This is a genomic window from Rhodococcus sp. 06-462-5 (assembly GCF_002258315.1).
Lineage (GTDB): Bacteria > Actinomycetota > Actinomycetes > Mycobacteriales > Mycobacteriaceae > Rhodococcoides.
The window spans coordinates 21,289-48,236 of sequence record NZ_NOYD01000012.1 but is presented as its reverse complement, the minus strand read 5'-3'; the positions used below and the strand labels follow the sequence as shown (position 1 = coordinate 48,236).

Annotated in this window: 25 protein-coding genes; 11 read left to right on the top strand and 14 right to left on the bottom strand. The window is 65.1% G+C overall.

Annotated elements, in window-relative coordinates:
* Nucleotides 1–42: 42 nt before the first annotated feature.
* From CH251_RS06045 to CH251_RS06030, 4 genes are read left to right on the top strand one after another with little or no spacing between them, the layout of a single operon-like run.
* Nucleotides 43–1,365 (top strand): ABC transporter substrate-binding protein, encoded by a 1,323-nt coding sequence (locus tag CH251_RS06045; RefSeq protein ID WP_094612342.1) that lies wholly within the window; start codon nt 43–45, stop codon nt 1,363–1,365.
* The gene (locus CH251_RS06040; protein WP_032394106.1) at nt 1,362–2,312 is read left to right on the top strand and encodes a carbohydrate ABC transporter permease; all 951 of its coding nucleotides are present in this window, start codon (nt 1,362–1,364) and stop codon (nt 2,310–2,312) included. Before CH251_RS06045 ends, CH251_RS06040 begins: the two co-directional genes overlap by 4 nt.
* Nucleotides 2,312–3,145: a carbohydrate ABC transporter permease gene (locus CH251_RS06035; protein ID WP_032394107.1), complete on the top strand. Its 834-nt coding sequence runs from the start codon at nt 2,312–2,314 to the stop codon at nt 3,143–3,145. The genes CH251_RS06040 and CH251_RS06035 overlap by 1 nt, the downstream gene beginning before the upstream one ends.
* Nucleotides 3,146–3,150: 5 nt before the next feature.
* Complete coding sequence (locus CH251_RS06030; protein ID WP_094612341.1) at nt 3,151–4,320, top strand: ABC transporter ATP-binding protein; 1,170 nt, start codon at nt 3,151–3,153, stop codon at nt 4,318–4,320.
* Between the two features lie 63 nt (nt 4,321–4,383).
* Here CH251_RS06030 and CH251_RS06025 read toward each other — a convergent pair whose 3' ends face one another.
* From CH251_RS06025 to CH251_RS06010, 4 genes are all read right to left on the bottom strand, one after another.
* Complete coding sequence (locus CH251_RS06025; protein WP_045199227.1) at nt 4,384–4,671, bottom strand: hypothetical protein; 288 nt, start codon at nt 4,669–4,671, stop codon at nt 4,384–4,386.
* A 191-nt stretch (nt 4,672–4,862) separates the two neighbouring features.
* Entirely contained in the window at nt 4,863–6,299 is a 1,437-nt protein-coding gene (locus tag CH251_RS06020; RefSeq protein WP_094612340.1) for an MFS transporter, read from the bottom strand.
* 141 nt (nt 6,300–6,440) lie between these two features.
* Nucleotides 6,441–7,295, bottom strand: a complete 855-nt coding sequence (locus CH251_RS06015) for a chromosome partitioning protein ParB (RefSeq protein ID WP_094612339.1) — start codon at nt 7,293–7,295, stop codon at nt 6,441–6,443.
* Nucleotides 7,285–8,001, bottom strand: coding sequence for a metallophosphoesterase (locus CH251_RS06010; protein ID WP_032394235.1), 717 nt, complete (start codon nt 7,999–8,001; stop codon nt 7,285–7,287). The genes CH251_RS06015 and CH251_RS06010 overlap by 11 nt, the downstream gene beginning before the upstream one ends.
* A 70-nt stretch (nt 8,002–8,071) precedes the next feature.
* Here CH251_RS06010 and CH251_RS06005 point away from each other — a divergent pair, with 70 nt between their 5' ends.
* On the top strand, nt 8,072–8,665 hold the full coding sequence (locus CH251_RS06005) for a suppressor of fused domain protein (protein WP_082073932.1): 594 nt from the start codon (nt 8,072–8,074) through the stop codon (nt 8,663–8,665).
* A gap of 7 nt (nt 8,666–8,672) precedes the next feature.
* Here CH251_RS06005 and CH251_RS06000 read toward each other — a convergent pair whose 3' ends face one another.
* Entirely contained in the window at nt 8,673–9,635 is a 963-nt protein-coding gene (locus CH251_RS06000) for a lipase (RefSeq protein ID WP_094612533.1), read from the bottom strand.
* A gap of 140 nt (nt 9,636–9,775) precedes the next feature.
* A complete protein-coding gene (locus CH251_RS05995) occupies nt 9,776–10,864 on the bottom strand; it encodes a magnesium and cobalt transport protein CorA (RefSeq protein WP_179273540.1) in 1,089 nt (362 codons plus the stop codon).
* A gap of 57 nt (nt 10,865–10,921) precedes the next feature.
* Here CH251_RS05995 and CH251_RS05990 point away from each other — a divergent pair, with 57 nt between their 5' ends.
* The 4 genes from CH251_RS05990 to CH251_RS05975 all read left to right on the top strand — a co-directional run bounded on the left by CH251_RS05990 (nt 10,922) and on the right by CH251_RS05975 (nt 14,119).
* Nucleotides 10,922–11,758, top strand: a complete 837-nt coding sequence (locus CH251_RS05990) for a PHP domain-containing protein (protein ID WP_094612532.1) — start codon at nt 10,922–10,924, stop codon at nt 11,756–11,758.
* Nucleotides 11,755–12,369, top strand: coding sequence for a MarC family protein (locus CH251_RS05985; RefSeq protein ID WP_094612338.1), 615 nt, complete (start codon nt 11,755–11,757; stop codon nt 12,367–12,369). Before CH251_RS05990 ends, CH251_RS05985 begins: the two co-directional genes overlap by 4 nt.
* On the top strand, nt 12,366–12,653 hold the full coding sequence (locus CH251_RS05980; protein ID WP_094612337.1) for a hypothetical protein: 288 nt from the start codon (nt 12,366–12,368) through the stop codon (nt 12,651–12,653). The genes CH251_RS05985 and CH251_RS05980 overlap by 4 nt, the downstream gene beginning before the upstream one ends.
* A gap of 317 nt (nt 12,654–12,970) precedes the next feature.
* Nucleotides 12,971–14,119, top strand: coding sequence for an NADP-dependent malic enzyme (locus CH251_RS05975; RefSeq protein WP_094612530.1), 1,149 nt, complete (start codon nt 12,971–12,973; stop codon nt 14,117–14,119).
* 91 nt (nt 14,120–14,210) lie between these two features.
* On the opposite strand, the gene CH251_RS05970 is transcribed toward CH251_RS05975, so the two are convergent.
* The 4 genes from CH251_RS05970 to CH251_RS05955 are packed head-to-tail and all read right to left on the bottom strand — an operon-like array spanning nt 14,211 to nt 17,687.
* A complete protein-coding gene (locus CH251_RS05970) occupies nt 14,211–14,903 on the bottom strand; it encodes an ABC transporter permease (protein WP_094612336.1) in 693 nt (230 codons plus the stop codon).
* Nucleotides 14,900–15,565: an ABC transporter permease gene (locus tag CH251_RS05965; protein ID WP_094612335.1), complete on the bottom strand. Its 666-nt coding sequence runs from the start codon at nt 15,563–15,565 to the stop codon at nt 14,900–14,902. The genes CH251_RS05970 and CH251_RS05965 overlap by 4 nt, the downstream gene beginning before the upstream one ends.
* Entirely contained in the window at nt 15,562–16,713 is a 1,152-nt protein-coding gene (locus CH251_RS05960) for an ABC transporter ATP-binding protein (RefSeq protein ID WP_094612334.1), read from the bottom strand. Before CH251_RS05960 ends, CH251_RS05965 begins: the two co-directional genes overlap by 4 nt.
* Complete coding sequence (locus CH251_RS05955) at nt 16,713–17,687, bottom strand: ABC transporter substrate-binding protein (RefSeq protein ID WP_094612333.1); 975 nt, start codon at nt 17,685–17,687, stop codon at nt 16,713–16,715. The genes CH251_RS05960 and CH251_RS05955 overlap by 1 nt, the downstream gene beginning before the upstream one ends.
* Before the next feature lie 208 nt (nt 17,688–17,895).
* On the opposite strand from CH251_RS05955, the gene CH251_RS05950 reads away from it, so the two are divergent.
* On the top strand, nt 17,896–18,786 hold the full coding sequence (locus tag CH251_RS05950) for a glycine betaine ABC transporter substrate-binding protein (RefSeq protein WP_094612332.1): 891 nt from the start codon (nt 17,896–17,898) through the stop codon (nt 18,784–18,786).
* Here CH251_RS05950 and CH251_RS05945 read toward each other — a convergent pair.
* Genes CH251_RS05945 through CH251_RS05935 form a run of 3 tightly spaced genes read right to left on the bottom strand, consistent with a single transcriptional unit; the run spans nt 18,742 to nt 22,112 of the window.
* Nucleotides 18,742–19,698: an alpha/beta hydrolase gene (locus tag CH251_RS05945; protein WP_094612331.1), complete on the bottom strand. Its 957-nt coding sequence runs from the start codon at nt 19,696–19,698 to the stop codon at nt 18,742–18,744. The genes CH251_RS05950 and CH251_RS05945 overlap by 45 nt on opposite strands.
* Nucleotides 19,699–19,710: 12 nt before the next feature.
* Nucleotides 19,711–20,544, bottom strand: coding sequence for an SDR family oxidoreductase (locus tag CH251_RS05940; RefSeq protein ID WP_068053168.1), 834 nt, complete (start codon nt 20,542–20,544; stop codon nt 19,711–19,713).
* The gene (locus tag CH251_RS05935; RefSeq protein WP_094612330.1) at nt 20,541–22,112 is read right to left on the bottom strand and encodes an NAD(P)/FAD-dependent oxidoreductase; all 1,572 of its coding nucleotides are present in this window, start codon (nt 22,110–22,112) and stop codon (nt 20,541–20,543) included. The genes CH251_RS05940 and CH251_RS05935 overlap by 4 nt, the downstream gene beginning before the upstream one ends.
* Before the next feature lie 69 nt (nt 22,113–22,181).
* On the opposite strand from CH251_RS05935, the gene CH251_RS05930 reads away from it, so the two are divergent.
* On the top strand, nt 22,182–22,835 hold the full coding sequence (locus CH251_RS05930) for a TetR/AcrR family transcriptional regulator (RefSeq protein WP_094612329.1): 654 nt from the start codon (nt 22,182–22,184) through the stop codon (nt 22,833–22,835).
* A 211-nt stretch (nt 22,836–23,046) separates the two neighbouring features.
* On the opposite strand, the gene CH251_RS05925 is transcribed toward CH251_RS05930, so the two are convergent.
* The gene (locus CH251_RS05925) at nt 23,047–26,850 is read right to left on the bottom strand and encodes a multifunctional oxoglutarate decarboxylase/oxoglutarate dehydrogenase thiamine pyrophosphate-binding subunit/dihydrolipoyllysine-residue succinyltransferase subunit (RefSeq protein WP_094612328.1); all 3,804 of its coding nucleotides are present in this window, start codon (nt 26,848–26,850) and stop codon (nt 23,047–23,049) included.
* Nucleotides 26,851–26,948 lie beyond the last annotated feature (98 nt).

The window sequence follows — 26,948 nt, the reverse complement described above, 5'->3', positions numbered from 1 at the left end:
AGACATCGTGGTCGTAGGCGTGGAAAAGCAACGAGGATAGGGGTGTTGGCGGCAGCGGCTCTGGTGACGAGTCCGTCGCTCGCAGCGTGTGGTTCGTCCGACAGTTCGGTTCCGGTTCTGAGTTTCTACACTGCCGCAGACGGCGCAGAGCAGTACGCCGCTGCGGCACAGGTGTGTTCGGACGCCTCGAACGGTCGCTACCGCGTGGAGCAGCGAACGCTGCCCAAGAGCGCAAATGATCAGCGTCTCCAGCTCGCGCGGCGCCTCGCAGGCAACGACCGGACGCTCGATCTGATGACACTCGACGTGGTGTGGACGGCCGAATTCGCCGAAGCCGGATGGGCATTGCCCGTGCCCGACGACCTGTCCGAAAAGCTGCGCGACGGCTCCACCCTCGAAGGTCCGCTCGCCACGGCCGAATGGCAGGACCAGCTCTACGCGGTTCCGCTCAACTCCAACACCCAGTTGCTCTGGTACCGGCCCGACGAGGTGCCGGACGGGGTGCCGCCGCAGACGTGGGATCAGCTGATCGACGTGGCCGAGGCCAATGCGGCCGCCGGTAGGCCCTCGGAGATCGGCGTTCAGGCCAAGCAGTACGAGGGCTTCATGGTCTGGTTCAACTCGCTGCTCGAGAGCGCTGGTGGATCGGTCGTCGGCGAAGACGGAACGACGGTGACACTCAACGACACTCCCGAGCACCGCGCCGCCACCGAGAAGGCCCTCGAGATCATCAAGCGGGTCGCCACCGCCGATGGCCGCGACCCGTCGGTCTCGCAGAGCGACGAGGGAACCTCCCGGCTCGGGATGGAAGCGGGACGGATGGCCTTCCAGGTCAACTACCCGTTCGTGCTGCCCGGTCTGAAGGAGAACGCCGTCGCCGGTGCCGTCTCGTTCCTCGACCTGTCGAACGTCCCTGCCGACCAGCAGGACGCGCGGATCGCCGAGGTCTTCCGCAGCGCCCCGTATCCGGAGGTCGATGCGGGCGAGCCCGCCAAGGTCACCATCGGTGGGTTCAACATCGGCGTCGCCAAGACCACCCAGCACGAGGACCTCGCGTGGGAGGCCGTCGAGTGCCTCACCAACGAGGAGAACCAGCGCAACAACGCCGTCAACGGTGGTGTGCCGCCGGTGCTTGCACGCCTGTACGACGATCCGGAGTTCCAGGCCGTCTATCCCGCATGGGAAGGGGTGCTCGGTTCCATCGAGTCGGCGGCCGTGCGGCCCGTTTCGCCTGCGTACCAGAGCATCTCGATTCTGTTGACCGATGCGCTCAACCCGCCGCAGAACATCGATCCGGTGGCCGACGTGGACAAGCTCGCTGATCTGGTCACCAAGGCCGTCAATTCCGAAGGGTTGATTCCATGAGCGCCACCACCGAGTCACAGCCCGCATCGCAGCCTGTCGACAAGCAGGCGGCTCTGAAGAACGTCTCCGACGGCAAGAAGGCCGAACGACGGTTGGGTCTGCTGCTCATCGCACCCGCAGCCCTGCTGATGATCGCGGTCACCGGGTACCCGATCATCTACGCGTTCTGGCTCAGCCTGCAGAAGTACAACCTCGCATTTCCCGAGGATCGTGAATTCGTCGGCATCTCCAACTACGTGACCGTGCTTTCCGACGGCTACTGGTGGACGGCGTTCGGCGTGACGGCGGGTATCACGATCATCTCGGTGATCATCGAGTTCATCCTCGGCCTGGCGGTGGCTCTGGTCATGCACCGCACCATCTTCGGCCGTGGACTGGTGCGCACCGTGGTGCTCATTCCGTACGGCATCGTGACCGTCGCCGCCGCGTACAGCTGGTACTACGCGTGGACTCCCGGCACGGGCTACCTCGCCAATCTGCTGCCCGACGGTAGTGCTCCGCTCACCGAGCAGTTCCCGTCACTGGCGATCGTCGTGTTGGCCGAGGTGTGGAAGACGACGCCGTTCATGGCGCTGCTGCTGCTCGCAGGCCTGGCGCTGGTACCCGACGATCTGCTCAAGGCCGCCGAGGTGGACGGAGCGGGTGGTTGGACCAGGCTGATGCGGATCACCATCCCGTTGATGAAGCCGGCGATCCTCGTCGCGGTGCTCTTCCGCACCCTCGACGCGTTCCGCATCTTCGACAACATCTACGTCCTGACCCGAGGCAGCAACGAAACCGGATCGGTCTCGATTCTGGGTTACAACAACCTGTTCGGTGCGTTCAACCTCGGACTCGGGTCGGCGATCAGCATCCTGATCTTCTTCTGCGTCGCGATCATCGCGTTCGTGTTCATCAAGTTGTTCGGTGCATCGGCACCGGGATCCGACGACGGAGGCCGCAAGTAATGACCACTGTTACGCCTCGCAAGAAGGTCGGTTGGACGGTCGTCAACGTCCTCGTCCTGCTCTACGCACTCGTTCCGCTGCTGTGGATCATCAGCCTGTCGTTCAAGTCGACGGCGACCATCGCGGACGGCAGGTTCATTCCGCAGTCGTTCACCCTCGAGAACTACAAGGGCATCTTCCAGACGAACCAGTTCACCTCGGCACTGGTGAACTCGATCGGCATCGGACTGATCACCACGGTGATCGCCGTGGTGATCGGCACGATGGCCGCGTATGCCGTTGCTCGCCTGGACTTTCCGGGCAAGAAGGCGCTCGTGGGTGCGGCACTGCTCATCGCGATGTTCCCCCAGATCTCGCTGGTGACACCGCTGTTCGACATCTCCCGCTCGCTGGGGCTGTTCGACACCTGGCCGGGACTGATCATTCCGTACATCACCTTCGCGTTGCCGTTGGCGATCTACACCCTGTCGGCGTTCTTCCGCGAGATTCCGTGGGAGCTCGAAAAGGCAGCGAAGATGGACGGCGCGACGCCCGCACAGGCGTTCCGCAAGGTCATCGCTCCGCTGGCCGCCCCCGGCATCGTCACCGCCGCCATTCTGGTGTTCATCTTCGCCTGGAACGACCTTCTGCTCGCCATCTCGTTGACGGCGACGGAACGTTCGGTCACCGTCCCGGCGGCCATCTCGCAGTTCACCGGTAGCTCTCAGTTCGAGGAGCCCACGGGTTCGATCGCGGCGGCAGCAGTCGTCATCACGATCCCGATCATCATTTTCGTGCTCTTCTTCCAACGACGTATCGTGGCGGGCTTGACGTCCGGCGCAGTGAAGGGATAACCGTCATGGCCGAAATCGTTCTCGACAAAGTCACCAAGCTCTACCCCGACGGCGCCGCCGCGGTCAGCGACGTCGACATCACCATCGCCGACGGCGAATTCATCATTCTCGTCGGGCCGTCCGGTTGCGGAAAGTCCACGACGCTCAACATGATCGCCGGTCTGGAGGACATCTCGTCCGGCGAACTGCGCATCGCGGGGGAGCGCGTCAACGAGAAGGCACCGAAGGATCGCGACATCGCGATGGTGTTCCAGTCCTACGCGCTGTACCCGCACATGACGGTGCGTCAGAACATCGCCTTCCCGCTGACGCTCGCGAAGCTCTCGAAGTCGGAGATCAACACCAAGGTCGAGGAGGCAGCCAAGATCCTCGACCTCAGTCAGCATCTCGACCGCAAGCCGGCGAACCTCTCCGGTGGTCAGCGTCAGCGAGTTGCCATGGGCCGCGCCATCGTTCGTACCCCCAAGGCGTTCCTGATGGACGAGCCGCTGTCCAACCTCGACGCGAAGCTGCGCGTGCAGACTCGCGCCGAGATCTCGCGCCTGCAGAAGCGCCTGGGCACCACCACGGTGTACGTCACGCACGACCAGACCGAGGCCATGACCCTCGGCGATCGCGTCGTGGTGCTGCGCGGCGGTTTGGTACAGCAGATCGGTTCTCCGCAGGAGCTCTACGACAAGCCGCGAAACCTGTTCGTGGGCGGCTTCATCGGATCGCCCTCGATGAACTTCGTTCCCGGACAGCTCACCTCGAACGGAGTGTCCACCGCGCTCGGTGAGATCGACATCCCACTCGAGCGGATGGATGCGATCAAGGCCAAGAACCCGGGCCGCGAGGTGGTCGTCGGCATCCGTCCCGAGCACTTCGAGGACGCGGCTCTGATCGACGGCTACCAGAAGATGAGCGGCGCGACCTTCACCGCCACCGTCGACGTGCTCGAGTCGATGGGTAGTGACAAGTACGTCTACTTCACGCTCGAGGGTGCCAAGGTCGAGTCCAGCGAACTTCAGGAGCTCGCAGCCGATGCGGGCATCGCCGATCTCGGTGGCGCACAGGTGGTTGCGCGTCTGGCCGCCGAATCCAAGGCCGCCGAGGGTGGTCAGGTGGAACTGTGGTTCGACCCGGGCAAGATCTCGGTGTTCGACCAGGCCTCGGGTGCCAACCTGACGCTGTAGTGCCTACGGCAGTGGTGTGGTCGAGTGCCCTCGAGGGCACTCGACCGCACCACTGCGCAGCGCTCAGAAGGCAGAGCCCGTGCTCGGCAGCTGGTAGCCCTGAAAGAAGTCGAACGGCACCACGTTCGGTGCCGGATTCTGCAGCTGCGGTGCCGGTGCCTGTGGGAACAGTTCGGGCAGGCGGAACTGATCGGGCTGCTGGTTCTGCTGATACTGTGGCGCGCTGTGGTCGCGATCGTCGCGGTCGGACCACAGCGGATCGGCCGACGCGGTGCCGGTGACCGCCACCAGAGGGATGGCCACCAATGCTCCGGTGACTGCTGCGCGGGTGAGGATCTTTCGGGTGTTCATGTGTTCCCTTTCGTCGTGGTTCGTACCTCCACGACAGTAGGTATGCGTGAGGTCGACCGAAAGGCAGATTCGTTGACTCCCAGTAGATTTGGAGTTTCCTGCCAGGGTCCTGGACCAGCGAATGTATGGTCCGTGTCCTGGTCGGACGAGGGTGTCACCTGTCAGGCTGCTGTGAGGCGGTCGTCAGGGCGTCACACCTGCATGTTCGACGTGGTGGTCGGTTCGGACTCGGCCACTCGCACCGATTCCCGAGCGGCGGGGGTGCTCCTGATGACCAGGGCCGCGAGTACGACGACGAGGCAGGCCACCGCGCCTGCGACGAAGGCTGCGGTGTACACGCTCTCGCGGGCGACGGCTGTCCCGTCGATGGTGAACATGGCGAGGACAGTGGACAGTGTGGCACTGGCAATCGAGGTGCCGACTGTCCGGACGATCGAATTGACGCTGTTCGCCACCCCGGTGTCCGCTGCGCTGACCTCGGCCATGAGCAGGTTCGGCAGGGCAGCGAACGCAAGACTGACGAACATGTTGATGACGATGCCTGCGGTGATCAGCTGCCAGGTGTGATCGTGGGCGAGTGCGACGAAGACGAATCCGACCAACCCGATCACGGCTCCTGCGATCAGTACTCGGCGCGGACCGAACGACCGGATGAGGCGACCACTGACGACGGCCGCGACCACTCCGACCGCTGCGCCGGGCAGCAGATAGACGACGCTCGCCTCGAGAACATTCGCGGTGAAGCCGTAGCCGGCCACAGCTCGTGGTGTCTGCACGAAGTACGAGCAGGCGAGGAAGTTGACGAACATCCCGATACCGACGAAGAGGGTGGCGACGTTGGTGGCGAGCAACGGTCCGTGGGTGAGCATCCGGGGTGCGACCAGTGGCTCGTCGGCGCGTTTCTCGAAGTTCCACCAGATGGCCCCCGCGACCACACCTCCAACCGCGCAGCCGATGGTGGCAACCGAACCCCACCCCCAGGTGCGGCCCTGGGTCAGGGCGAGGAACAGCAGCAGCAGAGTCACCGCGAGCAGTGCAGCTCCCCACCAGTCGACGGTGCCGCCGCTGGTCCTCGGGCGCGCCGGTACGCCGAACCAGGCGATCGCGAGGGCGAGCACCACGAACGCAACAGTGAGCCAGAACACGCGGTGGTAGTCGGCACCGTTCGCCGTCAGCAGCCCGGTCAACACCAGTCCGAATCCGCCGCCGACGCCCAGTGTGCCGGACAGGACGGCCATCGAGCCGACGAGCTTACGAGGAGGCATCTCGTCACGGAGGACGGCAAGGGCGATGGGGAACAGAGCGTAGGACACGCCCTGCAGGACCCGGCCGACGATCAGCCACAGCAACGAGTGGGTCAGAGCTGCGAGCAGAGATCCGGCGAGGACGACGGTGAGCACACCGATCAGCACCGGACGCTTACCGTGCAGGTCGGCGAGCCTACCGATGACCGGGGTGGCGATCACCGCAGCGAGGAGATTGGCCGTCAGTACCCATCCGGCGGCGGTGGTGCTGACCCCGAGTTGGGTGCCGATGGTCAAAACGATGGGGACCACCATCGTTTGCAGAACGGCGAGAGTCATGACGATGAAACAGAGTCCGGGCAGCAGGATGCGGCGGGAGGACATGAAAGAACTACCTCGTTACGTATCGACCAAGCGATGGAACCGAAAAAATTAGAATGATGAACGCATCTAAGTAACTATCAGAGATCGGTGCACCAGGGAAGTGAGCCGGGGCTGTTACCACGGCCGAGCATCGACGCAGGCCTACTGATGCTTTCCCAGAGCTTTCTGACGCAGTTCGCTGACGATCTCGTCGTTCCAGACGTGTTCGCGCACCAGGCGGTAGCGCTCCCGGCTCATCCAGAGGTACGCCTCGGCGTCGGTGCGGTCCTCGAGGATCTCCGCTGCGCGCACCATGCGAACCACCGGTAGGTACTCCTCACCGAACCAACGCCGCGCGACGGTACCGCGGTCGACGAATTCCCCGACCTCCTGCATCAACCGGAATCCCCACGCTTCCACCGATTCGCTCAGCTGCGCGTAGTCGAAGGGATCGGTGACCTGGACGGCCTCGCGGGCCCGGCCCACCAACGGAACTCGACTGAGGAAGATGCGTCGGTGATCCTTGATCAGCAGGTCGCCGCGTCGGGTGATGCCCTCGGGGGAGATGCGCGTGATGATCTCGGTGACCACGGCGTCGATCGTCGTTCGGTGCATGGCGAAGGCGATCGACACTCGATGATGGCCGTCGACGACGAAGTGCATGCCACCGATGCGGTACACCTGGATCGGGGGCATCGCCTCGCCGCGGCGTTGGGCGGCTGCAAGTCGCTGCCAGCGTTCGCGAATGCGCGCCGACGTCGGGCGGAAGAAGCGGTCGAAATCGCGAGTGCGGTCGACGCTTCCGACGATGGTGTCGACGCGAATGACCTGCAGGCCGAGGTGCCGCTCGCCCACCTTGCCGAGCGCGGCGACCACCTCGTCGAACGGCAGGATGGTGTTGACGTCGTCGGGTTGACGACGCAGCCACCCGACCAGGCGTGCGACGTCGGCGCGACGGCGTTGGCGGGTGAAGTCGTTCTCCGCGTCGGCGGCCGGGAATCCGGTGTCACGTGCCATGTCTGCGCCTCACGATCTTCGGTGTCTCGAAATCCGTTCTCTCGCTGCCCGGTTCGATCTCGAGAAGGGTGTATCCGACGGTGTTGATCACCGTCGCGCCGTGCAGGGTCAGATCGTCCGGGGTGTGACCGTGCGGGTGAATGTGGCCGTGCAACAACAACTGTGGGGACAGTCGACGCGTCACCTCGTCCAGGCAGTCGAAGCCGATGTGCGCGGGGTCGGTGTCGTCGCCGACGCCGAGCGGGGGACTGTGGGTGAGCAGAATGTCGACGGGCCGAAGATCCTTGCGCACGTTGCGATGCCACGCGAACGTCCGGGTCAGGGTGCGTGATCGCCGTCGCTGCTGCCGTTGGGTCCACTGATTGGGCCCACCGTTGTAGCGGATGGACCCGCCGAGACCGGCGATCCGCAGGCCTGCCGCGGACACGATGCGGCGATCGACGTTGACGGCACCGACCGGTCCGGGCCAGGTTGCGGGCAGCCCGGCGCGCATCCAGCCTGCGCGCCCGGCCGAGTATCCGGTGAGGTCAGCGTCGTGATTGCCCGGCACGAAGACACACGGTGCGTTCAACGCGTCGGTGAGGTACTCGAGGTAGTCGAACGGGAGGTCGCCCGCGCCGAGAATCAGGTCGACTCCGAGCGACTTCACCTGCGGACTCCACAGGGATTCGATCGTTTCGTCGGCAACTGCGAGAACGGAGACCACGGGTACGACGGTACTCACCTCCGGTGCGGTGGTACCTCCGAACGGACTTCTCGGGCATCGGTGGTGTTGGATGGGTCAGGTGAGCGACAGTGTCATTGCAGCGGTACGCGCACATCTGGTGACCGAGATCGGCGACGAGAATCCGTCGTCGGCGTCGGTGACGTTCCTCGGCCTCGAGTCGCTGGACGTGCTGAGATTCGGCGCGGATTCCGACGTGGTCCGATACGTCAGTCTCGGCTGTTCTCGTCACCCCATGGCCGATCCCAACGAACTCGTCGCCGATCCCTCGCGCGGCCCCCGAGCAGAACTGGTGCTGACTCTTCGCGGTGGGGCAGGCGTGGCGTCGGGCGTGCACAAGTCCTTGGCCGTGCTCGCTGCCTCTCCCGCGGTGGAGGGCGTCGTGCTGGTCGAGGACGCGCTGCTCGATCTGGGCGAGCCGCTGTGGACCAACGCGCCGTTCACCGCGGTGCTGCTCGGCGACAGCGATATCGCCGATCTGACGCTGCCCGAGCCTTACGATCCGGTTCGCTTTCTCGCTGCTGTGCCGTTGACCGGTACCGAGGCCGCGTGGGTGCGTCTGCGCGGTGCCGCCGCCCTGCGTGAGGCCTGGGCCGAGGCCGGGATCGACGTGCGCGATCCGAATCGGTCCGCGGCCAGTCTCTGACGGCCACTCACCGGGCGTAGGACGCCAATTCCGGTTCGGCGGTGACGGAATCGAAGATCAGGTGCCCAGGTACCTGGGCCAGATATTTCAGTCCGGTGATCGCGGCACGCGCGTCGTAGCGCAGGTTCGGCATGGCGGTGGTGAAACACAGATCGTCCGAGATCCGCTCGCGCACAGCAGGTCCGTCGTGTTCGAGCGCATCGAGGACGATATGAAAGGCGACGTTGTCGCCGATGATGTTGAAGTGTTCGACGGGCCGCAGCGGACAGACGTCCTGAACGGCGATGTTCGCGGCTCCGGCGAGAGTGCTGGCGTGCGGTTGCGGATAGATCAGCTCGTCGAATTTCGTGTAGATCGAGGTGTAACCGGGACCCTCCGGCAACGGACGTGCCGCCAGCGCGGTGAGGAACTTCGATCCGGTGGCGATCTGCCAGTTCGCAGGCGGGCACTCCTGCGAGTCGTCGCATCCCGAACGCGCCGAGTCGGTGCCGTTGTACGGGGTGGCGAGCGAGATGAGATCCGACACCAGAGCAGGCAGATCCGGCCAGAACGTCAACGCCCACAGCTCGTCGAGCGGGCCGTGCTGGTGTCCCATCATGACGACCTGGCGACCGCTGTCGGCGGCCATCGTCCGAACCGCGTGCACCACGTACTGGGCGGCGATCTGCAGGTCGCCGTAGCCCTCGTCCGGCAGGGAGAGGCTGCACACCGGAATCCCCGCGGCGGGCAGTGACTGCAGATAGTTCCAGCCGAACGATTGCTGATCGGTGGCGAAAGCCGGGGTGAGCAGGACCGGGTCGCGGGTGGCGTCGTGCAGATCGGTGGTGCACGTGAGGGCATGGTCGAGGGCGGCCGGAGCGACGGTCAGCGCGGGACCCGGATCGAGGTTCGACCCAGCCGATGCGGTTCCCGGTACCAACGTGGACAGCAGGGCGACGGTCGACGCCAGTACCAGTGAGCGGATTCTCATCGATCCCTTCCGGACGACAATGCAGGGCTTCTGCAGTCTCATCCGGCACGAACCGGTGGGCTCGTCACCTGTCGGCAGTCGGGGCAATCACCGACGACCGCCCGATTCGGTTGGACATCGTCCAATCGAGTGGTCGGCTCCTAGAGCCAGTCGTTCTTGTGGAACGTCCGCCACAGTCCGATGCATACGCACAACACCACAGCGACCATCAGGTGGTAGCCGTACGTCCAGTGCAACTCGGGCATGTTGTCGAAGTTCATTCCGTAGATGCCCGCGACCATCGTCGGCACAGCGGCGATCGCCACCCACGACGAGATCTTGCGCATGTCCAGGTTCTGCTGCATCGTCACTCGCGCCAGCGCGGCGTCGACCAGTGAGCTGAGTACCTCGTCGTACTCGGAGATGCGTTCGGCGACGGTTGTGTGATGGTCCTGCACGTCGCGCAGGTAGCGTCGCACCGCTTTGGGAACGCTGGGTTCCTGCACCAGACGCGCCAGCGGGGTCGACAGTGGCGTCACCGATCGACGCAGCTCGACGACCTCGCGTTTGAGCAGGTAGATGTTCTCGATGGGGACGTGGTGGTGCGGGGAGAACACCTCCTCCTCCATGCCGTCGACGTCCCGCTCGATCGAGTCGGTCACCGCGAGGTACTCGTCGACGACGTGGTCGGCCACTGCGTGCAGCACCGCCGACGGGCCGAGCGCGAGCTGTTCGGGGTTCGCTTCGAGGCGTTGACGCACGCCGGCCAGCCCCGAATGCTCCCCGTGCCGGACGGTGATGACGAAGTCGCGGCCGACCATCACCATGATCTCGCCGCTCTCGACGATCTCGTTGGCGGTCGTCACCGACTCGTGCTCGACGTACTTCACCGTGCGCAGTACCAGGAACGCGACGTCGTCGTAGCGCTCGAGCTTGGGTCTCTGATGCGCGTGCACGGTGTCCTCGACCATCAGCTCGTGCAGGCCGTAACACTGGGCGATCGAGCTCATCTGTTGGTCGTCGGGTGCGTGCAGACCCACCCACACGAATCCTTCGCCGCGGGCACGTACCTCGGCGATGGCCGAGGTGTGGGTGAATCTGCCGGGCAGTCGAGCGCCGTCGACGTAGACCGCGCAGTCGACGATCGCGCGGGCCGTGGGCACCGGAATTCGCGGTGTGTGCTCGGGACCGGCCTTGGCGGATCGTCGATGCAGGGACGGCAGCGACGGGCGTGGTGGAAGGGACGGCATGGCGGGCAATCGTACGCCAGCAAAACGACGAGAGAGTGGGCCTGGAACACTGTGCAGGTGCTCATCGACCTCCACACCCACTCGACGGCGTCCGACGGCACCGACAGCCCGGCCGAGCTGGTCCGGGCCGCAGCCGAGGCGGGACTGTCGGTGGTGGCTCTGACCGACCACGACACCACCTCGGGATGGGACGAGGCGGCCTCCGCACTGCCGTCCGGTCTCACGCTCGTGCGCGGCATGGAACTCTCCTGCACCGGGCGAGGCGAGGACGGCCGGCCGGTTCCCGTGCACCTACTGGCGTATCTGTTCGACCCCGCGAACGAGGCGTTCGCGGGCGAGCGCGCGCGGTTGCGCAGCGAGCGGGTCACGAGATTGCGTGCCATCGCCGAGAAGATGGCGGCGGACGGTCTGCCCATCGACCCCGACGCGGTGCTGGCCTCGGCCGGAGCGGCGGCCGGGCGACCCCATCTGGGTCGTGCACTGATCGACGCCGGGTACGTCGCGGACATGAACGCCGCGTTCGCCGGTCCGTTGGCGACCAGCGGTAAGTACTACGTCGAGAAGGTCGACACCCCCCTCGAAGTCGCGGTGGACATGATCGCTGCGGCAGGCGGTGTCAGCGTGCTCGCGCACGCCAGAGCTCGTACCCGCGGTCGCATCCTCGACCTCGATCACATTCGCGAACTCGCAGCGCGCGGTCTCGGCGGAGTGGAGGTTCATCACATGGATCATTCGCCGGAGGACACCGCGGTGATGGCCGACCTCGCCGCGGAACTGGACCTGATCGTCACGGGATCCTCGGATTACCACGGCACCAACAAGACGGTGAAGTTGGGCGAATACTCCACTGCCCCAGAGCAGTACGACCGTCTGGTTGCGGCGGCGCGGCCATGACATTCGACGTGACGCTCTACTTGACGGTGTTGATCACCCTGTTCGTCATCATGGATCCGCCTGGCGCGATCCCGGTGTTCCTGTCGCTTGTGGGCCGCAAGAGCAAAGAAGCACGCAACAAGGCCGCATGGCAGGCCCCCGCGGTCTCGCTGACCGTCATCTCGGTGTTCGCGATCGGTGGCCAGGCGATCCTGAGCTACCTGCACATCGGCATTCCGGCGCTGCAGGGTGCAGGCGGGTTGCTGTTGCTGCTCATCGCGTTGTCGCTGCTCACCGGAAAGGGCGCGGGCGGCGACACCGCCGCGGAGGACGTCAACGTGGCACTCGTGCCGCTCGGTACGCCGCTCATGGCCGGCCCCGGTGCCATCGCCGCGGTGATCGTCTACGTCAGTCAGGCCGACGGTGACGCCGGTTCGTTTCTGGCAATTGCGTTGGGCATCATCACCATTCACCTTCTGTTCTTTCTGGTGCTCCGATTCTCGACGGCGCTGATCCGGCTGCTCGGCGAGGGCGGTATCTCGCTGTTGGCACGCATCGCCGGTCTGTTGCTCGCCGCCATCGCAGTGCAGTTGATCGCGGACTCGGTTCGCGGATTCGTGGCCGGCGGATGACCGGGGTCGGGGCCGGGCTCCGCTTCCTACGCGGGCTCAGCGGAATCGTCACCGCGGGACTGGTGGTGCTCGCCATCGGCGTCGCCGTCACGCAGTATCTGGGCCACTCCCGCGGCTTTCCCGGTCCTGGCGGTCTCTCGGTCGCCGCGCATATCGTCGCCGCCGTCGTTGCCGTGATCGCTCAGCGCGTCACCGATCACCGTCGCGGATTCTCGGCTGTTCTCGGGGCGATCGTGGTCTTCGTCGCCACCGGTCTCGTCCTGTGGACGCAATGGTGGCAGTGAGAACCTGTGCCTGTGGTTCCTGACGCTGTGGTCAGGTGGGGCGGCGATATGGCACACTGGGGCCCCGACAGGGCTACAGCCCATCGCTGATCGTGCAGGCGTACCCGCCTCACATGCGAGACACGCTCTCGGCAGTTTGCAGCCAGCACTGGCGCACTCCGACGGGCCCTCATTTCCCACATCACTCACTTCGTTGACATGCGTCGCCTTGCTGGTCGAGGTCGACAGTGCGAGGAGCTTTCACCGTGACGGCAGTCGAAGACACCGCAGCTACACACACCGCAGCAACACACACAGCACCGGCAGGGCCGGCGGCGATCACCGACGAGGAGATCTTCGCCGGGCACCTCGGCGGCAAGCTGTCGGTCGAGTTGGCCGCGCCGCTGGACACGCAGCGCGATCTCTCGATCGCCTACACCCCCGGAGTGGCGCAGGTCAGCCGCGCCATCGCCGCCGATGCCTCGCTGGCCAAGCGGTACACCTGGACCGATCGCCTCGTCGCCGTCATCTCCGACGGCTCCGCAGTGCTCGGCCTGGGCGACATCGGTCCGCGGGCGTCGTTGCCGGTGATGGAGGGCAAGGCCGCATTGTTCAAGAAGTTCGCGGGCCTCGACTCCATTCCGATCGTGCTCGACACCAACGACGTCGACGAGATCGTCGAGACCATCGTGCGCCTGCGGCACAGCTTCGGTGCCGTCAACCTCGAAGACATCTCGGCACCGCGCTGTTTCGAGATCGAGAAGCGCGTCATCGAGGCACTCGACTGCCCCGTCATGCACGACGACCAACACGGCACCGCGATCGTCGTCCTCGCAGCGCTCAACGGGGCCGCGAAGGTTCAGGGCCGCAGTACGTCCGAACTGAAGGTCGTCATCTCCGGAGCCGGGGCAGCGGGCGTCGCGTGCGCGAACATGCTCCTCCTGGCCGGCATCCGGGACGTGGTGGTGCTGGACTCGAAGGGGATCGTCTCCTCCGACCGCCACGACCTCACCGGCGTCAAGACCGATCTCGCAGCAAGAACCAACCCCCGTGCACTGTCCGGCGGAGCGGCCGATGCCCTGGCCGGAGCCGATGTGTTCCTCGGTCTGTCCGCGGGCAAGGTCGACGAGAGCTACATCGCATCGATGGCCCCGGACTCCATCGTGTTCGCGCTGTCCAACCCGGATCCCGAGATCCATCCGGAGGTGGCGAGGAAGTACGCCGCCATCGTCGCGACCGGACGCAGCGACTTCCCGAACCAGATCAACAACGTTCTCGCCTTCCCCGGTGTGTTCAAGGGCGCGCTCGACGCCGGTGCCCGCCGTATCACCGAAGGCATGAAGCTCGCCGCTGCCGAGGCAATCCTCTCGGTTCTCGGCGACGAGTTGGCTGCGGACAAAATCGTGCCCAGCCCACTCGATCCTCGTGTCGCCCCGGCCGTTGCGGACGCAGTTGCGGCAGCAGCGCGAGCCGAGGGCGTCGCGTAGGAAAACGGAAAGAAAACACCGGCGAACCCGGCCCCACCCGGGCCTGCGGTTCGCCGGTGTCTTTCGTCGGTGTCTTTCGTGGTGGGACGAGTCAGACTTTCGCGAGTCCGGTCGGCATCCGCCGCAGGCGACCGGTTCCCGGAACGGACGTCCACACCGCGAGGGCGAGAAGACCGTCGACGATCAGGGTCAGCAGAGCCACCAGGATCGCGCCGACGAGAACGCGGCCGTAGTCGTAGAGCGCGAGCCCGTCGAAGATGTAGCGGCCGAGCCCGCCGAGGTTGACGTAGGCGGCAATGGTCGCGGTGGCGATGATCTGCAGTGTGGTGTTGCGCAACCCACCGAGGATCAGAGGCAGCGCGTTGGGGATCTCGACCCGAAACAGCACTTGCGCTTCGGTCATCCCCATTGCGCGGGCGGCGTCGACGACGTTGGCGTCCACGTTGGCGATGCCGGAGTACGTGCCTGCCAACAGCGGAGGAATGCCGAGCAGCACCAGCGCGATGATCGGCGGAACCAGTCCGAGTCCGATCACCAGAACCAGAAACACGAGAATGCCGAGGGTCGGCAGCGACCGCAGTGCGTTGACGAGTCCGACGACGACGGCCTCACCGCGGCGCAGGTGACCGATGAGCAGACCGACGGGAACCGCGACGGCAGCCGAGAGCAACACTGCCAGCAGGCTGTACCACATGTGCTCGATCAGTCGTGCGCCGATTCCCGTCGGTCCGGCCCAGTTTCCGCCGTCGAGAATGTACGAGAACGCCTCGGAGAAGAGATTCATGCGCGTGCCTTCTTCTTCGACGAGCCCGTGCTCAGCCGCGTCCACGGAGTGAGTCGACGGCCCAGCAGAAACAGAGCCGCGTCGAAGATCAACGCCAGGAACACGATCGAGATGATGCCCGCGAAGATCTGGTCTGGATAGTCGCGCTGGTAGCCCTGGGTGAAGAGCTGGCCGAGACCGCCGATGCCGATCACCGAGCCCACCGAGACGAGCGAGATGTTGGTGACCGCCACGACTCTGATGTTCGCGATCAGCACCGGAAGCGCCAGGGGCAGTTCGACGGTCACCGCTCGCCGCAGCGACGAGTAGCCCATCGCCTCGGCAGAATCGACCACGGCGAACGGCACCGAGTCGAGGGCCTCGGGCACCGCGCGCACCAGCAGTGCGGTCGAGTACACCGACAGGGCGATCACCACGTTCAGCGGATCGAGTACCGGTAGACCGACCACCGCGGGGATGGTGACGAACAGGGCGAGCGAGGGCAGGGTGAACGCGATGCTGGCCACCGTCAACGTGATTCGACGAACCCAGCGAGTGTTGCGAATGACGGTGCCCAGCGGGATGGCGATGAGCAACCCGACGAACAGCGGGACGAGCGAGAGATACAGGTGCGTCTTCGTGTAGCCGAGAACCACATCGAAGTTGTCCAGCAGCCAGGTCACTGTTCGGTGTCCCCGCTGGAGAGGAAGTGGTGCCGGTTGCGCTCGGAGTCCTCCGACTTACGTTGCGCAGCAAGGTGTTCCAGAATCTCCGCACCGTCGACGCTACCCACGGCCGCGCCGGACCCATCGACCGCGACACCGATTCCCGACGGCGAGGAGATCGCCGCGTCGAGTGCCTGGCGTAGATCACCGCCTTCGAGAAACAGCGAGCCGCCCGCCGCCGTGCTCTCGTCGATGCTGCGGCCGCCCCGCACCTTCTCCACTCCGGTCGCGTCGATCCACCCGAGTGGACGGCGCTGCTCGTCGACGACCAGAACCCATTGCCCCTGGTCCAGTCGGAGGCCGTGGATCTCGTCCTGCGTCGCCGTGTGGATCGGGTGCATGGTCACCGCCTGCGCCGACCTGAACGACAGCCCGCGGTAGCCGCGATCGCGGCCGACGAACGACGCCACGAAAGACGTTGCCGGTGCGGCCAGTACGGTCTCCGGCTTGTCGTACTGCTGCAGTCGGCCCTGTGGTCCGAAGACCGCGATGCGATCGCCGAGCCGGACGGCTTCGTCGATGTCGTGGGTGACGAAGACGATCGTCTTCTTCAGATCGGCCTGCAGTCGCAGCATCTCGATCTGCAGTTCTTCACGAACCACCGGGTCCACCGCGCTGAAGGGCTCGTCCATCAGCAGGATCGGCGGGTCGGCGGCCAGCGCCCGGGCCACACCCACCCGCTGTTGCTGCCCGCCGGACAGCTGCGCCGGATAGCGCGAGGCGAAGGCCGGGTCAAGGCCGACGCGCTCGAGGACGTCGAGTGCAGCCTTGCGTGCAGAGCGACGCGATTCGCCGTTGAGTACCGGCACCGTGGCGACGTTGTCGACGACGGTGCGGTGCGGCAACAACCCGGCACTCTGGATGACGTAGCCGATACCGCGGCGCAGCTTCACCGCGTCGATGTCTGCGATGTTGCGACCGTCGACCGTGATCACGCCCGAGGTGGGAGTGATCATGCGATTGATCATTCGCATCGACGTGGTCTTGCCGCAGCCGGACGGCCCCACGAACACGGTGAACGAGTGTGGCTCGATCACCAGGTCCAGCGAGTCGACGGCCGTGGTGCCGTCCGGATACGTCTTGTTGACGCTTTCGAAGGTGATCATCAGCTGACCGGCTGATCCAGACCCTTGTCCGCTACCCAATCCGCTGCTGCTGCCGCGGGTTCGACCTTCTCGTCACCGGAGACTCGCGTGTTCAGCGCGATCAGCTCTTCGGTGGTGATCTGTGCCGAGACGGCGTCGAGCACCTGAGTGAGCTTGTCGGACTGCTTGGCCGTACGCAGCACCGGAATGATGTTCTGGGCCGCGAAATTGTTCTCCGGGTCCTCGAGGACCACGAGATCGTTCTGTGCGATCGAGGGCGCGGTGGTGAAGATGTCCGCCGCGACGACCTGCCCGGAGACGAGTGCCTCGACCGTGGCCGGGCCGCCGCCGTCGGAGATGGGGATGTAGTTGCCGGGCGAGATGTCCAGGCCGTACTTGTCTCGCAGACCGGGCAGACCGCCGACGCGCTCCTGGAACTCCGGCGTACCGGCGAAGGTCACCTCGGAGGAGAACGGAGCGAGATCGCCGATGGTGGTGAGGTTGCGCTCGGTGGCGGTCTGGCGAGTGACGACGACGGCGTCCTTGTCCTCGCCCGGTGCCTGCGCCGTCACGGTGAGGTCGTCGCCCAGAGCGGCTGGCAGTGCGGCCAGGACATCCTCGGAGGACGTGGCGGTCGCGGATTCGTCCAAGTACTGCAGCAGGTTTCCGGTGTAGTCGGGGATCAGGTCGATCGATCCGTCTCGTACTGCAGGAATGTAGGCCTCACGGCTGCCGATGTTGAGCTTGGTGCTCACCTCGAAGCCGTTGGCGCGCAAGGCCTCGGCGTAGATGTTCGCCACGGTCTCGGACTCGGGGAAGTTGGCCGAGCCGATGATGATCGAGTTGGTGTCGCTGTTGCTCTCGCCGCCACCGCTGGACAGTGGATCCGAATTTCCGCCGCAGGCGGTCAGAGCGGTGACCGAGAGAGCGAGTGCGGCAACGGCTGCCACTGCCCTCGGAGCGGAGAACGCGCGCGTGATTCGGGAGGTGGTCATGGTGTCCTTCCATCGGTTCGGGCACAGTCCTACCCATCTCCTCTCGACCCCACCCGGGCTGCGGGGGCATCGAAGGAACCAGGACTCGGGCTGCTCGGGATGGTAGTCGAATTCCGCGTGCCCATAAGGTTGGTTCGACTACCGTCTCGTTCGCACTAGTGCCCCGCGGCCGAGATCGGTAAACCACCCGCGCAGTGAACAGGAGAAAATGACAGTGCGATCGTCGGTTCTGGCAGCGGCCCTGGTGATGTCGATCGCCGGACTGGTCGGCGGTTGCAGTGCGGGCACGTCGACCGACTCCGCCGCCGTGCCCGTCGTCGTCGGAGCAGGCAGCTCGGACCTGTCGCGTCTGCTCGCGCAGATCTACGCCGGGGGACTGCGGTCGACGGGAGCGGACGTCGAGGTGAAGGAAGACCTGGGCGATCGGGCCGACTACCTCGCGGCGCTGGACCGCGGTGAGGTGACGATGGTTCCCGACCTCACCGGAGAGCTGCTGCGCACCTTCGACACACTGTCCGGGGCAACCGAGGCCGAGGACGTCTACACCGAACTGAACCGATCACTGCCGGCCGGGTTGTCGGTGGGGGATTACGCGACGGCCGAGGATCGACTCGCCATCGCGGTGGCGTCGGGCAGTGAATCGGGCGACGAGACGGTGACGGATTTCCTGGGTCGTGAGGAAAGATCGGTGGGAATCGTCGACGGCCAGGTCGATCCGATGGACGTCCTTGCGCAGGGTACGAGGAGTCCCACGTTCACGGGGGCGTCGTTCACCGATGTCACCCCGTATGCCGATGCGCAGTCCGCCGTCGACGGCTTGAGCGCCGGAGAGGTCGATGTCCTGGTGATTCGCACCGCGTCGTTCGGCCCGCTGGCGAAAGACCTGACCACGCTGCCCGACGACGACCACGTGTATCCGGCGCAGAACGTCGTGCCGCTCTATGCCGATGGAGTGCTCAGCGAGAGTGCGCTCAGGTCGTTCTCGGTGGTGGCGGGGGAGCTGACGACAGCGGACCTCGCCGAGATGATCGGCGAGGTCCGCAGTGGTGTTCCGTCAGGCGAGGTCGCCGGCCGCTGGCTCGGTGAGCGAAACCTCTGACGTGCTGATGGGCTGCGCGGCCCGGAGCTTACGGCCGAGGTAGGAGCCCATGTGATGAACGGCCTGGGCTGCCTCCCGCAGGATCGACGCCTGCAGATGGGCCACGTGCCAGAGCTTCTTGTACTCCACGTGTTCGAGCTCGACACCCGACAGGCGCAGCTTGTCCGCGAACGCAGTGATCTGCGCGTACAAGACCTCGTCGGTACCGACGTGCATGACGATCGGCGGCAAACCGTCCAGGTTGCCCAGCAGTGGCGCGAAACCCTGGTCCAGGGGATCGCCCGCACCCAGATACGCATCGGCCGAGCTGTAGGACCAGCCGGTGTTGACCACCAGATCGCGGTCCTTGGCGGCATCGCGCGCTCCGGGATCGACCCAGGGCGAGATCAGGCCGAGGGCGGCCGGGCTGGTGCCGTCGTCCACCAGACGCCGGGCAGCGGCGACCGAGAGACCGCCACCGGCCGAATCGCCGGCAATGGCGATGCGGTCCGCGGTGAATCCGTGGACACGAACCAGCTCGCGGAACGCTGCCACGGCGTCGTCCAGACCTGCCGGGTACGGATTCTCCGGTGCCAACCGATAGTCGAGCACGTAGACAGCACTGGCCGATTCCCGGGCCAGATGCGCGGCCAGTGACCGATGCGTGTTGATCGAACCGATCGTGTACGCGCCGCCGTGCAGGTACAGAATCGCGGTGTCGCGTTCGGTCGCCCCGACGGTGATGCGCTCTGCTCGCCGCCCGGCGAGCGTCAACTTCTGCGCGACGGTTCCGTGCGGGAGCGTTTGCACCGGAGCCGCGGCTTCGAGGATCAACCGCTGCGTGCGAAACGAGAACCGCGCATTGAGCGCGACGCGATAGAACGGCTTCAGCGCAGCCGCGACGATCGGCAGGGGAACGTAGAAGGACTTCACGACGCGACCCGCCTACTTCTTCGTGCGCGGCAGCGCGCGTTTGGACACTGCGGCGATCAGGCCTTGGTACCGCGAGCCGGTGATGCGCTGGAGCAGGTCGAGGGCAATGGCGTCGGACCCGATGAGAACGCGGCCCTTGCCCTTCTCGACGCCCTTGAGGATGGTCTTGGCTGCGTCGATCGGGGTCGTCTTGGCGAGCTTGCTGTCGAAGAACTTGGCCACGTCGGCCTGGTCGAAGTTCTCGGCGACGGTGGCGTTGCGGGCGATGGCGGTCTTGATGCCGCCGGGGTGAACCACGGTCACCTTCACCGGTGCCTTGGAGATCAGCATTTCCATCCTCAGCGATTCACTGAACCCGCGGACGGCGAACTTCGCCGCGTTGTACGCGGACTGCGACGGCATGGCCAGCAGACCGAAGAGGCTGGAGATGTTGATGATGTGGCCGTCGCCGGAGGCCTGGATGTGCGGCAGAAATGCCTTCGTGCCGTTGACGACTCCCCAGAAATCGACGTCGACGATGCGCTCGATGTCCTTGAACGAGGACTTGTCGACGTCACCGTGGTACGCGATGCCTGCGTTGTTGTAGATCTGGTTGACCTTGCCGAAATGTGCGACGACGGCCTCGGCGTAATCCAGCACGGTCTCGCGCTGGGAGACGTCGAGGAAATCCGATTTGACCTCGGCACCCAGGGCCTCGACCCGTCGAACGGTCTCGTCGAGTCCGGCGGTGTCGACGTCGGACAGAGCCAACTTCGCTCCACGCCCGGCCAACTCGAGGGCCAGCGCGCGGCCGATTCCCGAACCCGCGCCGGTGACGACGGCCACCTTGCCTGTGAATGTGCTCATCGTGCGGACACCTTGTCTGTGTTGTTGCCGGCGGAGTTGTTCGCCGACGATCCGGAGGGCAGATCTGCGGTAGCGACGCTACGGTACGCATCGAGATCGAAGTTCCTGGTGATCCTGCGGAACTCGAACGTGAAGCCCGGCCACAGCGTCGTGTTGTTGCCGTGCTTGTCGAGGTACCAACTGGCGCATCCGCCGTTCATCCACACGCTCTTGGCGAGCTGATCCTGCAGCGTCACGTTGTACTCGTCCTGCACGTCCTTGCGCACCTCGATGGTGCCGATGTCGTGCTTGTCGATGGTGTTCAACGCGTCGACCAAGTAGTTGATCTGCGACTCGATCATGAACACCATCGAGGTGTGGCCGAGCCCGGTGTTGGGTCCCACCAGAAAGAACATGTTGGGGAAGTTCGCGACCGCCGCGCCCTTGTAACCCTGCTGACCGCCGTCCTCGAAGGTTTCGGCCAACGTGCGACCGTCCTTGCCGGTGATGCCCTGGTAAGCGGGGGAGTCGGTGACGTGGAAGCCGGTGGCGACGACGAGCGCGTCGATCGGGCGCTCGGTGCCGTCCTTGGTGACGATCGAGCCCTCGCGGATCTCGGCTATGCCGTCGGTGACGAGGTCGACGTGGCTCTTGGCCAATGCCGGGTAGTACGCGTTCGAGATCAACATCCGCTTGCAGCCGATGCGGAAGTTCGGGGTGACCTTGGCGCGCAGGGCCTTGTCCTTGATCTGGGTGCGCAGGTGGTTCTCCGACGCCCACTGCAGCGGCTTCATGAATGCCGGAGCCTTGGCCAGACCGACGACCTGGGTCTCGCGCATCGCATAGATGCCGCTACGTGAGAGGCGCTGGAATCCGGGAACGTGCTTGAAGGCGAAGCGCTCGAGCTTGGTGTACGGACGATCGGCGCGGGGAAGGATCCACGGCGCGGTGCGCTGGTACACGTCGAGGTGCTGCACCTGATCTGCGATGGCGGGCACGATCTGGATCGCCGACGCGCCGGTACCGATGACGGCGACGCGCTTGCCTGCGAGCGAGACGTCGTGGTTCCACTGAGCCGAGTGGAAGACGTCGCCCTTGAAGTCGTGGATTCCCTTGATGTCGGGCAGGTTCGGCTCGCACAGTGCGCCGACGGCCGAGACGACGATCTTGGCGGTGTAGTTGCCGGTGGTGGTCTCGACGTCCCAGCGACTCGTCTCGGCGTTCCAGCGAGCCGAGGTCACATCCGTACCGAACACGTGCTTGTCCATGACGCCGTACTTGCGCGCCACCCCGGCGATGTACTTCTGGATCTCGGGCTGCGTGGAGAACGAGCGCGTCCAGTCCGGGTTCAGCGCGAACGAGTAGGAGTACAGGTGCGACGGCACGTCGCAGGCGGCACCGGGGTAGGTGTTGTCGCGCCAGGTGCCGCCGACGTCGTGGCCACGTTCGAGAACGACGAAGTCCTTCTTGCCTGCCTTCGTCAGCTTGATCGCGGCACCGAGGCCGGCGAATCCGCTGCCGATGATCAGCGTATCGACGTGACGCGGCGTCGTTGCACGGTCCGAAGTATCTGTTACGGGAAGACTCATGTAAGGGAGCGTAGAAGCTTATTGAGTGTGAGTCAATAGTTATTGACTAACATTCAGTAGGGTGGTTGCATGGCGTTCGTGAACAGCCCCGGCACATCGACCACGAAGAGGACCAGGCTCAGTCCGCAGCAACGACGAGCCCAACTGATCGAGCTCGGTACCGAAATGCTCGCCGACCGCCCCCTCGAACAGATCTCGGTCGAGGACATCGCAGACCAAGCAGGCGTCTCCCGAGGCCTTCTGTTCCACTACTTCGCCTCCAAGCAGGACTTCCACCTCGAAATCGTGCGTGAGTCCTCGCGCGTCATGCTCGAGCGCACCGCACCCGATCCTTCGCTGCCACCGTACGAGATTCTGCGCGACTCCATCGCGAACTACGTCGATTACGTCACCGACAAGCGGCAGATGTACGTCTCCCTCCTGCGCGGCACCCCCAGCGGCGACCCGCAGATGCGCGCGGTGTTCGAGGACACCCGCTCCGCCATGGCCGAACGAACGGTCGCGCAACTCGGCGGACTCGACATCGAGGTAACCCCCACCATCGTGTTGGCCGTCCGTGGCTGGATCGCATTCGTCGAGGAAACGACCATCAACTGGCTCACCGCTCCGGAGCTGAGCCGCGACGAACTCATCGACCTCAACGTCAACGCCCTGCCCGCCGTCGCCCTGGCGCCGGGCATGATCTCCGCACTCCTGGGAACGAACCCCGTCGCCGACGCCTGATCCCGCCCCGGCTCCTCCCCTGCCGCGTCAATGGACCATTGCACTCCTCAGACGTATGCAGGGGTCCATTCACTCGTGTCCGGGGTTCGCGTGAATGGACCGTCGTACTGCGCAGACGTATGTAGTGGTCCATTGACGCGGACCGGGGGAGCCCAGAAACGACGACAGCGGCCCACTTCCGAAGAAGTGGGCCGCTGTCGTTGTCGGAAATCTAGTCTTCGCCGACTGCCTTGAAGGCCTCGTCGATGATTTCGAGTTGCTCGACCGCGTGTACCTTGCTCGAGCCCGACGACGGTGCGGACATTGCGCGACGCGAGATGCGCTTGATGCCGACCAGCTTCTCGGGCATGAGCTCGGGCAGCGCGAGACCGAAGAACGGCCAGGCACCCTGGTTCGCAGGCTCTTCCTGAACCCAACGGAATTCCGTTGCGTTCGGGTAGCTTTCGAGAGCTTCCCGGATCCGACGGACCGGCACGGGGTAGAGCTGCTCGACGCGAACGATCGCGACGTCGTCGCGGTTGTCCTTCTGCTTGCGAGCGAGCAGTTCGTAGTAGAGCTTGCCGCTGACCATCAGCACACGCTTGACCGCGCTGCGGTCACCGGTGCCGGTGTCGTAGGTGGGCTCGTCGAACACCGAGTGGAACTTGCCGTCGGTGAAGTCCTCGATGTTGCTCACCGCTGCCTTGTTGCGAAGCATCGACTTCGGGGTGAAGACGATCAGCGGGCGACGGATGCCGTCACGCGCGTGCCTGCGCAGCAGGTGGAAGTAGTTCGCGGGGGTCGAGGGGAGTGCGACGGTCATCGAGCCTTCGGCGCACAGCGTCAGGAAGCGTTCGATGCGTCCGGACGTGTGGTCGGGACCCTGGCCTTCGTGGCCGTGCGGCAGCAGCAGCACGACGTCGGAGAGCTGGCCCCACTTGGCTTCACCGGACGAGATGAACTCGTCGATGATGGACTGTGCGCCGTTGACGAAGTCGCCGAACTGCGCTTCCCACATCACCAGTGCGTCCGGGTTGCCCACGGAGTAGCCGTACTCGAAGCCTACGGCTGCGAACTCGCTCAAAGCGGAGTCGTAGACCATGAACTTGCCGGGGTTGTCGCTGCCGATGTTCTGCAGCGGCGTGTACTCGGCACCGGTCTTACGGTCGATGATCACCGAGTGACGCTGAGTGAACGTGCCGCGGCGGGTGTCCTGGCCGGAGAAGCGGATGTTGCGACCCTCGTCGACCAAGGATCCGAGCGCCAACAGCTCGCCGAAGGCCCAGTCGACCTTGCCCTCGTGCGCCATCTCGCGACGCTTCTCGAGCACCGGTTTGACGCGCGGGTGCACGTTGAAGCCGTCGGGAACGTCGAGGTGCGCATCGCCGATACGGTGCAGCACGGCCTTGTCGACTGCCGTGGTGAGCTTGGCAGGCAACTGCTGGTCGAGTTCGACCGATTCGCTGGGCTCCGGGGTGTACTTCTCGAGCTCGCGTACCTCGTTGAAGACACGTTCGAGCTGGCCCTGGTAGTCGCGGAGTGCGTCCTCGGCTTCCTTGAGCGAGATGTCTCCACGACCGATGAGCGATTCGGTGTAGCTCTTACGGACGCTGCGCTTGGTGTCGATCACGTCGTACATCGCCGGCTGCGTCATCGAGGGGTCGTCGCCCTCGTTGTGGCCGCGACGGCGGTAGCAGATCATGTCGATGACGACGTCCTTGTGGAACTTCTGACGGAAGTCCACCGCCAGCTGAGCCACCCAGGCGCATGCCTCGGGGTCGTCGCCGTTGACGTGGAAGATCGGCGCGGCGATCATCTTCGCCACATCGGTGCAGTACTCGGACGAACGCGAGAACTCCGGTGAGGTGGTGAAGCCGACCTGGTTGTTGACGACGATGTGCACGGTGCCGCCGGTGCGGTAGCCCCGCAGATCGGACAGGTTCAGCGTCTCGGCGACGACGCCCTGGCCTGCGAATGCCGCGTCTCCGTGCAGCATCAGCGGCAGAACGGAGTAACCGCCCTGGCCGGTGCCCTTGTCCAGCAGGTCCTGCTTGGCGCGGACGAGGCCTTCGAGAACTGGGTCGACGGCTTCGAGGTGCGACGGGTTCGCGGTGAGCGAGACCTTGATGTCGTTGTCACCGAACATCTGGATGTACGTGCCCTCGGCACCGAGGTGGTACTTCACATCGCCGGAGCCGTGTGCGGCGGCCGGGTTCATGTTGCCCTCGAACTCGGTGAAGATCTTCGAGTAGGGCTTGCCGACGATGTTGGCGAGCACGTTCAGTCGGCCGCGGTGCGGCATACCGATGACGACCTCGTCGAGGGCGTACTCGGCGCTCTGGTCGATGACGGAGTCCATCATCGGGATGACCGACTCGGCACCTTCGAGCGAGAAGCGCTTCTGCCCGACGTACTTGGTCTGCAGGAACGTCTCGAACGCCTCGGCTGCGTTGAGCTTGCTCAGAATGTACTTCTGTTGCGCCACAGTCGGTTTGACGTGCTTGGCCTCGACGCGTTCCTGCAGCCAGGAGACCTGCTCGGTCTCGAGGATGTGGGTGTACTCGACGCCCACGTGGCGGCAGTACGAGTCGCGCAGCACGCTGAGCACGTCCCGCAGCTTCATCTTGTCCTTGCCGTGGAATCCGCCGACCTTGAACTCGCGGTCGAGGTCCCACAGCGTGAGGTCGTGGCTGATCACGTCGAGGTCCGGGTGCATCCGGAACTTGTCCTTGGTGAACTGCAACGGATCGGTGTCGGCCATCAGGTGACCGCGGTTGCGGTACGCCGCGATGAGCTCGAGCACGCGGGTGTTCTTGTCGACCGTGCCCTCGGGCAGATCCTTGCGCCAGCGAATGGGCTCGTAGGGGATCTTCAGCGAGTGGAACAGCTCGTCGTAGAACTCGTCGCTGATCAGCAGGTTGTGGATCGTCTTGAGGAAGTCGCCCGACTCCGCACCCTGAATGATGCGGTGGTCGTACGTCGAGGTCAGAGTCATGAGCTTGCCGACGCCGAACTCGGCGAGACGCTCGTCGCTGGCTCCCTGGAACTCCGCCGGGTACTCCATCGCACCTGCGCCGATGATGGCTCCCTGGCCGTTCATCAGACGCGGCACCGAATGCACGGTTCCGATTCCGCCGGGGTTGGTCAGCGAGATGGTGACGCCCTGGAAGTCCTCACCGGTGAGCTTGCCGTCGCGAGCGCGACGCACGATGTCCTCGTACGCGTTGTAGAACTGCGTGAACGTGAAGTCCTGCGTGTTCTTGATGGCGGCGACGACGAGGGAACGGTTGCCGTCCTTGCCGGGCAGGTCGATCGCGAGACCGAGGTTGATCGCTGCCGGTGTGACGGCGTTCGGCTTGCCGTCGACCTCGGCGAAGTGGCGGTTCATGTTCGGGAACGCCTTGACGGCCTGCACGATGGCGTAGCCGAGCAGGTGCGTGAACGAGATCTTGCCGCCGCGGGTGCGCGCGAGATGGTTGTTGATCACGAGACGGTTGTCGACCATGAGCTTGGCCGGGATCGCACGCACGCTGGTCGCGGTCGGAATCTGCAACGAGGCCGACATGTTCTTCGCCACCGCGGCAGCAGCGCCGCGCAGAATCTTGCTGGACTCTTCGCCGAACTCGGCTGCGGCGGGCTTTGCGGGAGCGGACTTGGCCGGTGCTGCCTTCTTCTCGGCAGGCTTGGCGGCGGCAGGCTTCGAGGCCTCGGCCTTGGGAGCGGCGGCTTTCGGAGCGGCCTTGGGTGCTGCGGCCTTCGGCGCGTCGGTCTTGTCGGGAGCAGAAGCGGCCGGCTTGGCTGGTGGCGCGGGTGCTGCGGGAGGCGCGGACTTGGTCGAGCTACCGTTCGAGGCTGCGCCGTTACCGGCCGACCCGTTGGATCCGGTGGTCTCGTCGGTCGCTGCATCGGGGTCGTAACCGGTCAGAAACTCGTGCCAGCTCGCGTCGACGGATGAAGGGTCCTGCTTGAATCGCTGGTACATCTCGTCGACCAGCCATTGGTTTTGTCCGAATTGGGTAGTAGAGCTGCTGCTCACGGCAGTAGTTCGCCTCGTTTCTGTCTTCGTTCCCGTTCAGCGCGCGTACGTGTCCAGGCTAGACCTTTGGTCCAGCTCACGTGCGTCCGGGACGTAGC

Bases quoted from the DNA above. Each gene is read 5' to 3' on its own strand.
- CH251_RS06040 (WP_032394106.1), top strand. From the start codon at position 1,362: ATGAGCGCCACCACCGAGTCACAGCCCGCATCGCAGCCTGTCGACAAG.
- CH251_RS06035 (WP_032394107.1), top strand. From the start codon at position 2,312: ATGACCACTGTTACGCCTCGCAAGAAGGTCGGTTGGACGGTCGTCAAC.
- CH251_RS06030 (WP_094612341.1), top strand. From the start codon at position 3,151: ATGGCCGAAATCGTTCTCGACAAAGTCACCAAGCTCTACCCCGACGGC.
- CH251_RS06025 (WP_045199227.1), bottom strand. From the start codon at position 4,671: ATGAACACCCGAAAGATCCTCACCCGCGCAGCAGTCACCGGAGCATTG.
- CH251_RS06020 (WP_094612340.1), bottom strand. From the start codon at position 6,299: ATGTCCTCCCGCCGCATCCTGCTGCCCGGACTCTGTTTCATCGTCATG.
- CH251_RS06015 (WP_094612339.1), bottom strand. From the start codon at position 7,295: ATGGCACGTGACACCGGATTCCCGGCCGCCGACGCGGAGAACGACTTC.
- CH251_RS06005 (WP_082073932.1), top strand. From the start codon at position 8,072: ATGGGTCAGGTGAGCGACAGTGTCATTGCAGCGGTACGCGCACATCTG.
- CH251_RS06000 (WP_094612533.1), bottom strand. From the start codon at position 9,635: ATGAGAATCCGCTCACTGGTACTGGCGTCGACCGTCGCCCTGCTGTCC.
- CH251_RS05995 (WP_179273540.1), bottom strand. From the start codon at position 10,864: ATGCCGTCCCTTCCACCACGCCCGTCGCTGCCGTCCCTGCATCGACGA.
- CH251_RS05985 (WP_094612338.1), top strand. From the start codon at position 11,755: ATGACATTCGACGTGACGCTCTACTTGACGGTGTTGATCACCCTGTTC.
- CH251_RS05980 (WP_094612337.1), top strand. From the start codon at position 12,366: ATGACCGGGGTCGGGGCCGGGCTCCGCTTCCTACGCGGGCTCAGCGGA.
- CH251_RS05970 (WP_094612336.1), bottom strand. From the start codon at position 14,903: ATGAATCTCTTCTCCGAGGCGTTCTCGTACATTCTCGACGGCGGAAAC.
- CH251_RS05960 (WP_094612334.1), bottom strand. From the start codon at position 16,713: ATGATCACCTTCGAAAGCGTCAACAAGACGTATCCGGACGGCACCACG.
- CH251_RS05955 (WP_094612333.1), bottom strand. From the start codon at position 17,687: ATGACCACCTCCCGAATCACGCGCGCGTTCTCCGCTCCGAGGGCAGTG.
- CH251_RS05950 (WP_094612332.1), top strand. From the start codon at position 17,896: ATGACAGTGCGATCGTCGGTTCTGGCAGCGGCCCTGGTGATGTCGATC.
- CH251_RS05940 (WP_068053168.1), bottom strand. From the start codon at position 20,544: ATGAGCACATTCACAGGCAAGGTGGCCGTCGTCACCGGCGCGGGTTCG.
- CH251_RS05935 (WP_094612330.1), bottom strand. From the start codon at position 22,112: ATGAGTCTTCCCGTAACAGATACTTCGGACCGTGCAACGACGCCGCGT.
- CH251_RS05930 (WP_094612329.1), top strand. From the start codon at position 22,182: ATGGCGTTCGTGAACAGCCCCGGCACATCGACCACGAAGAGGACCAGG.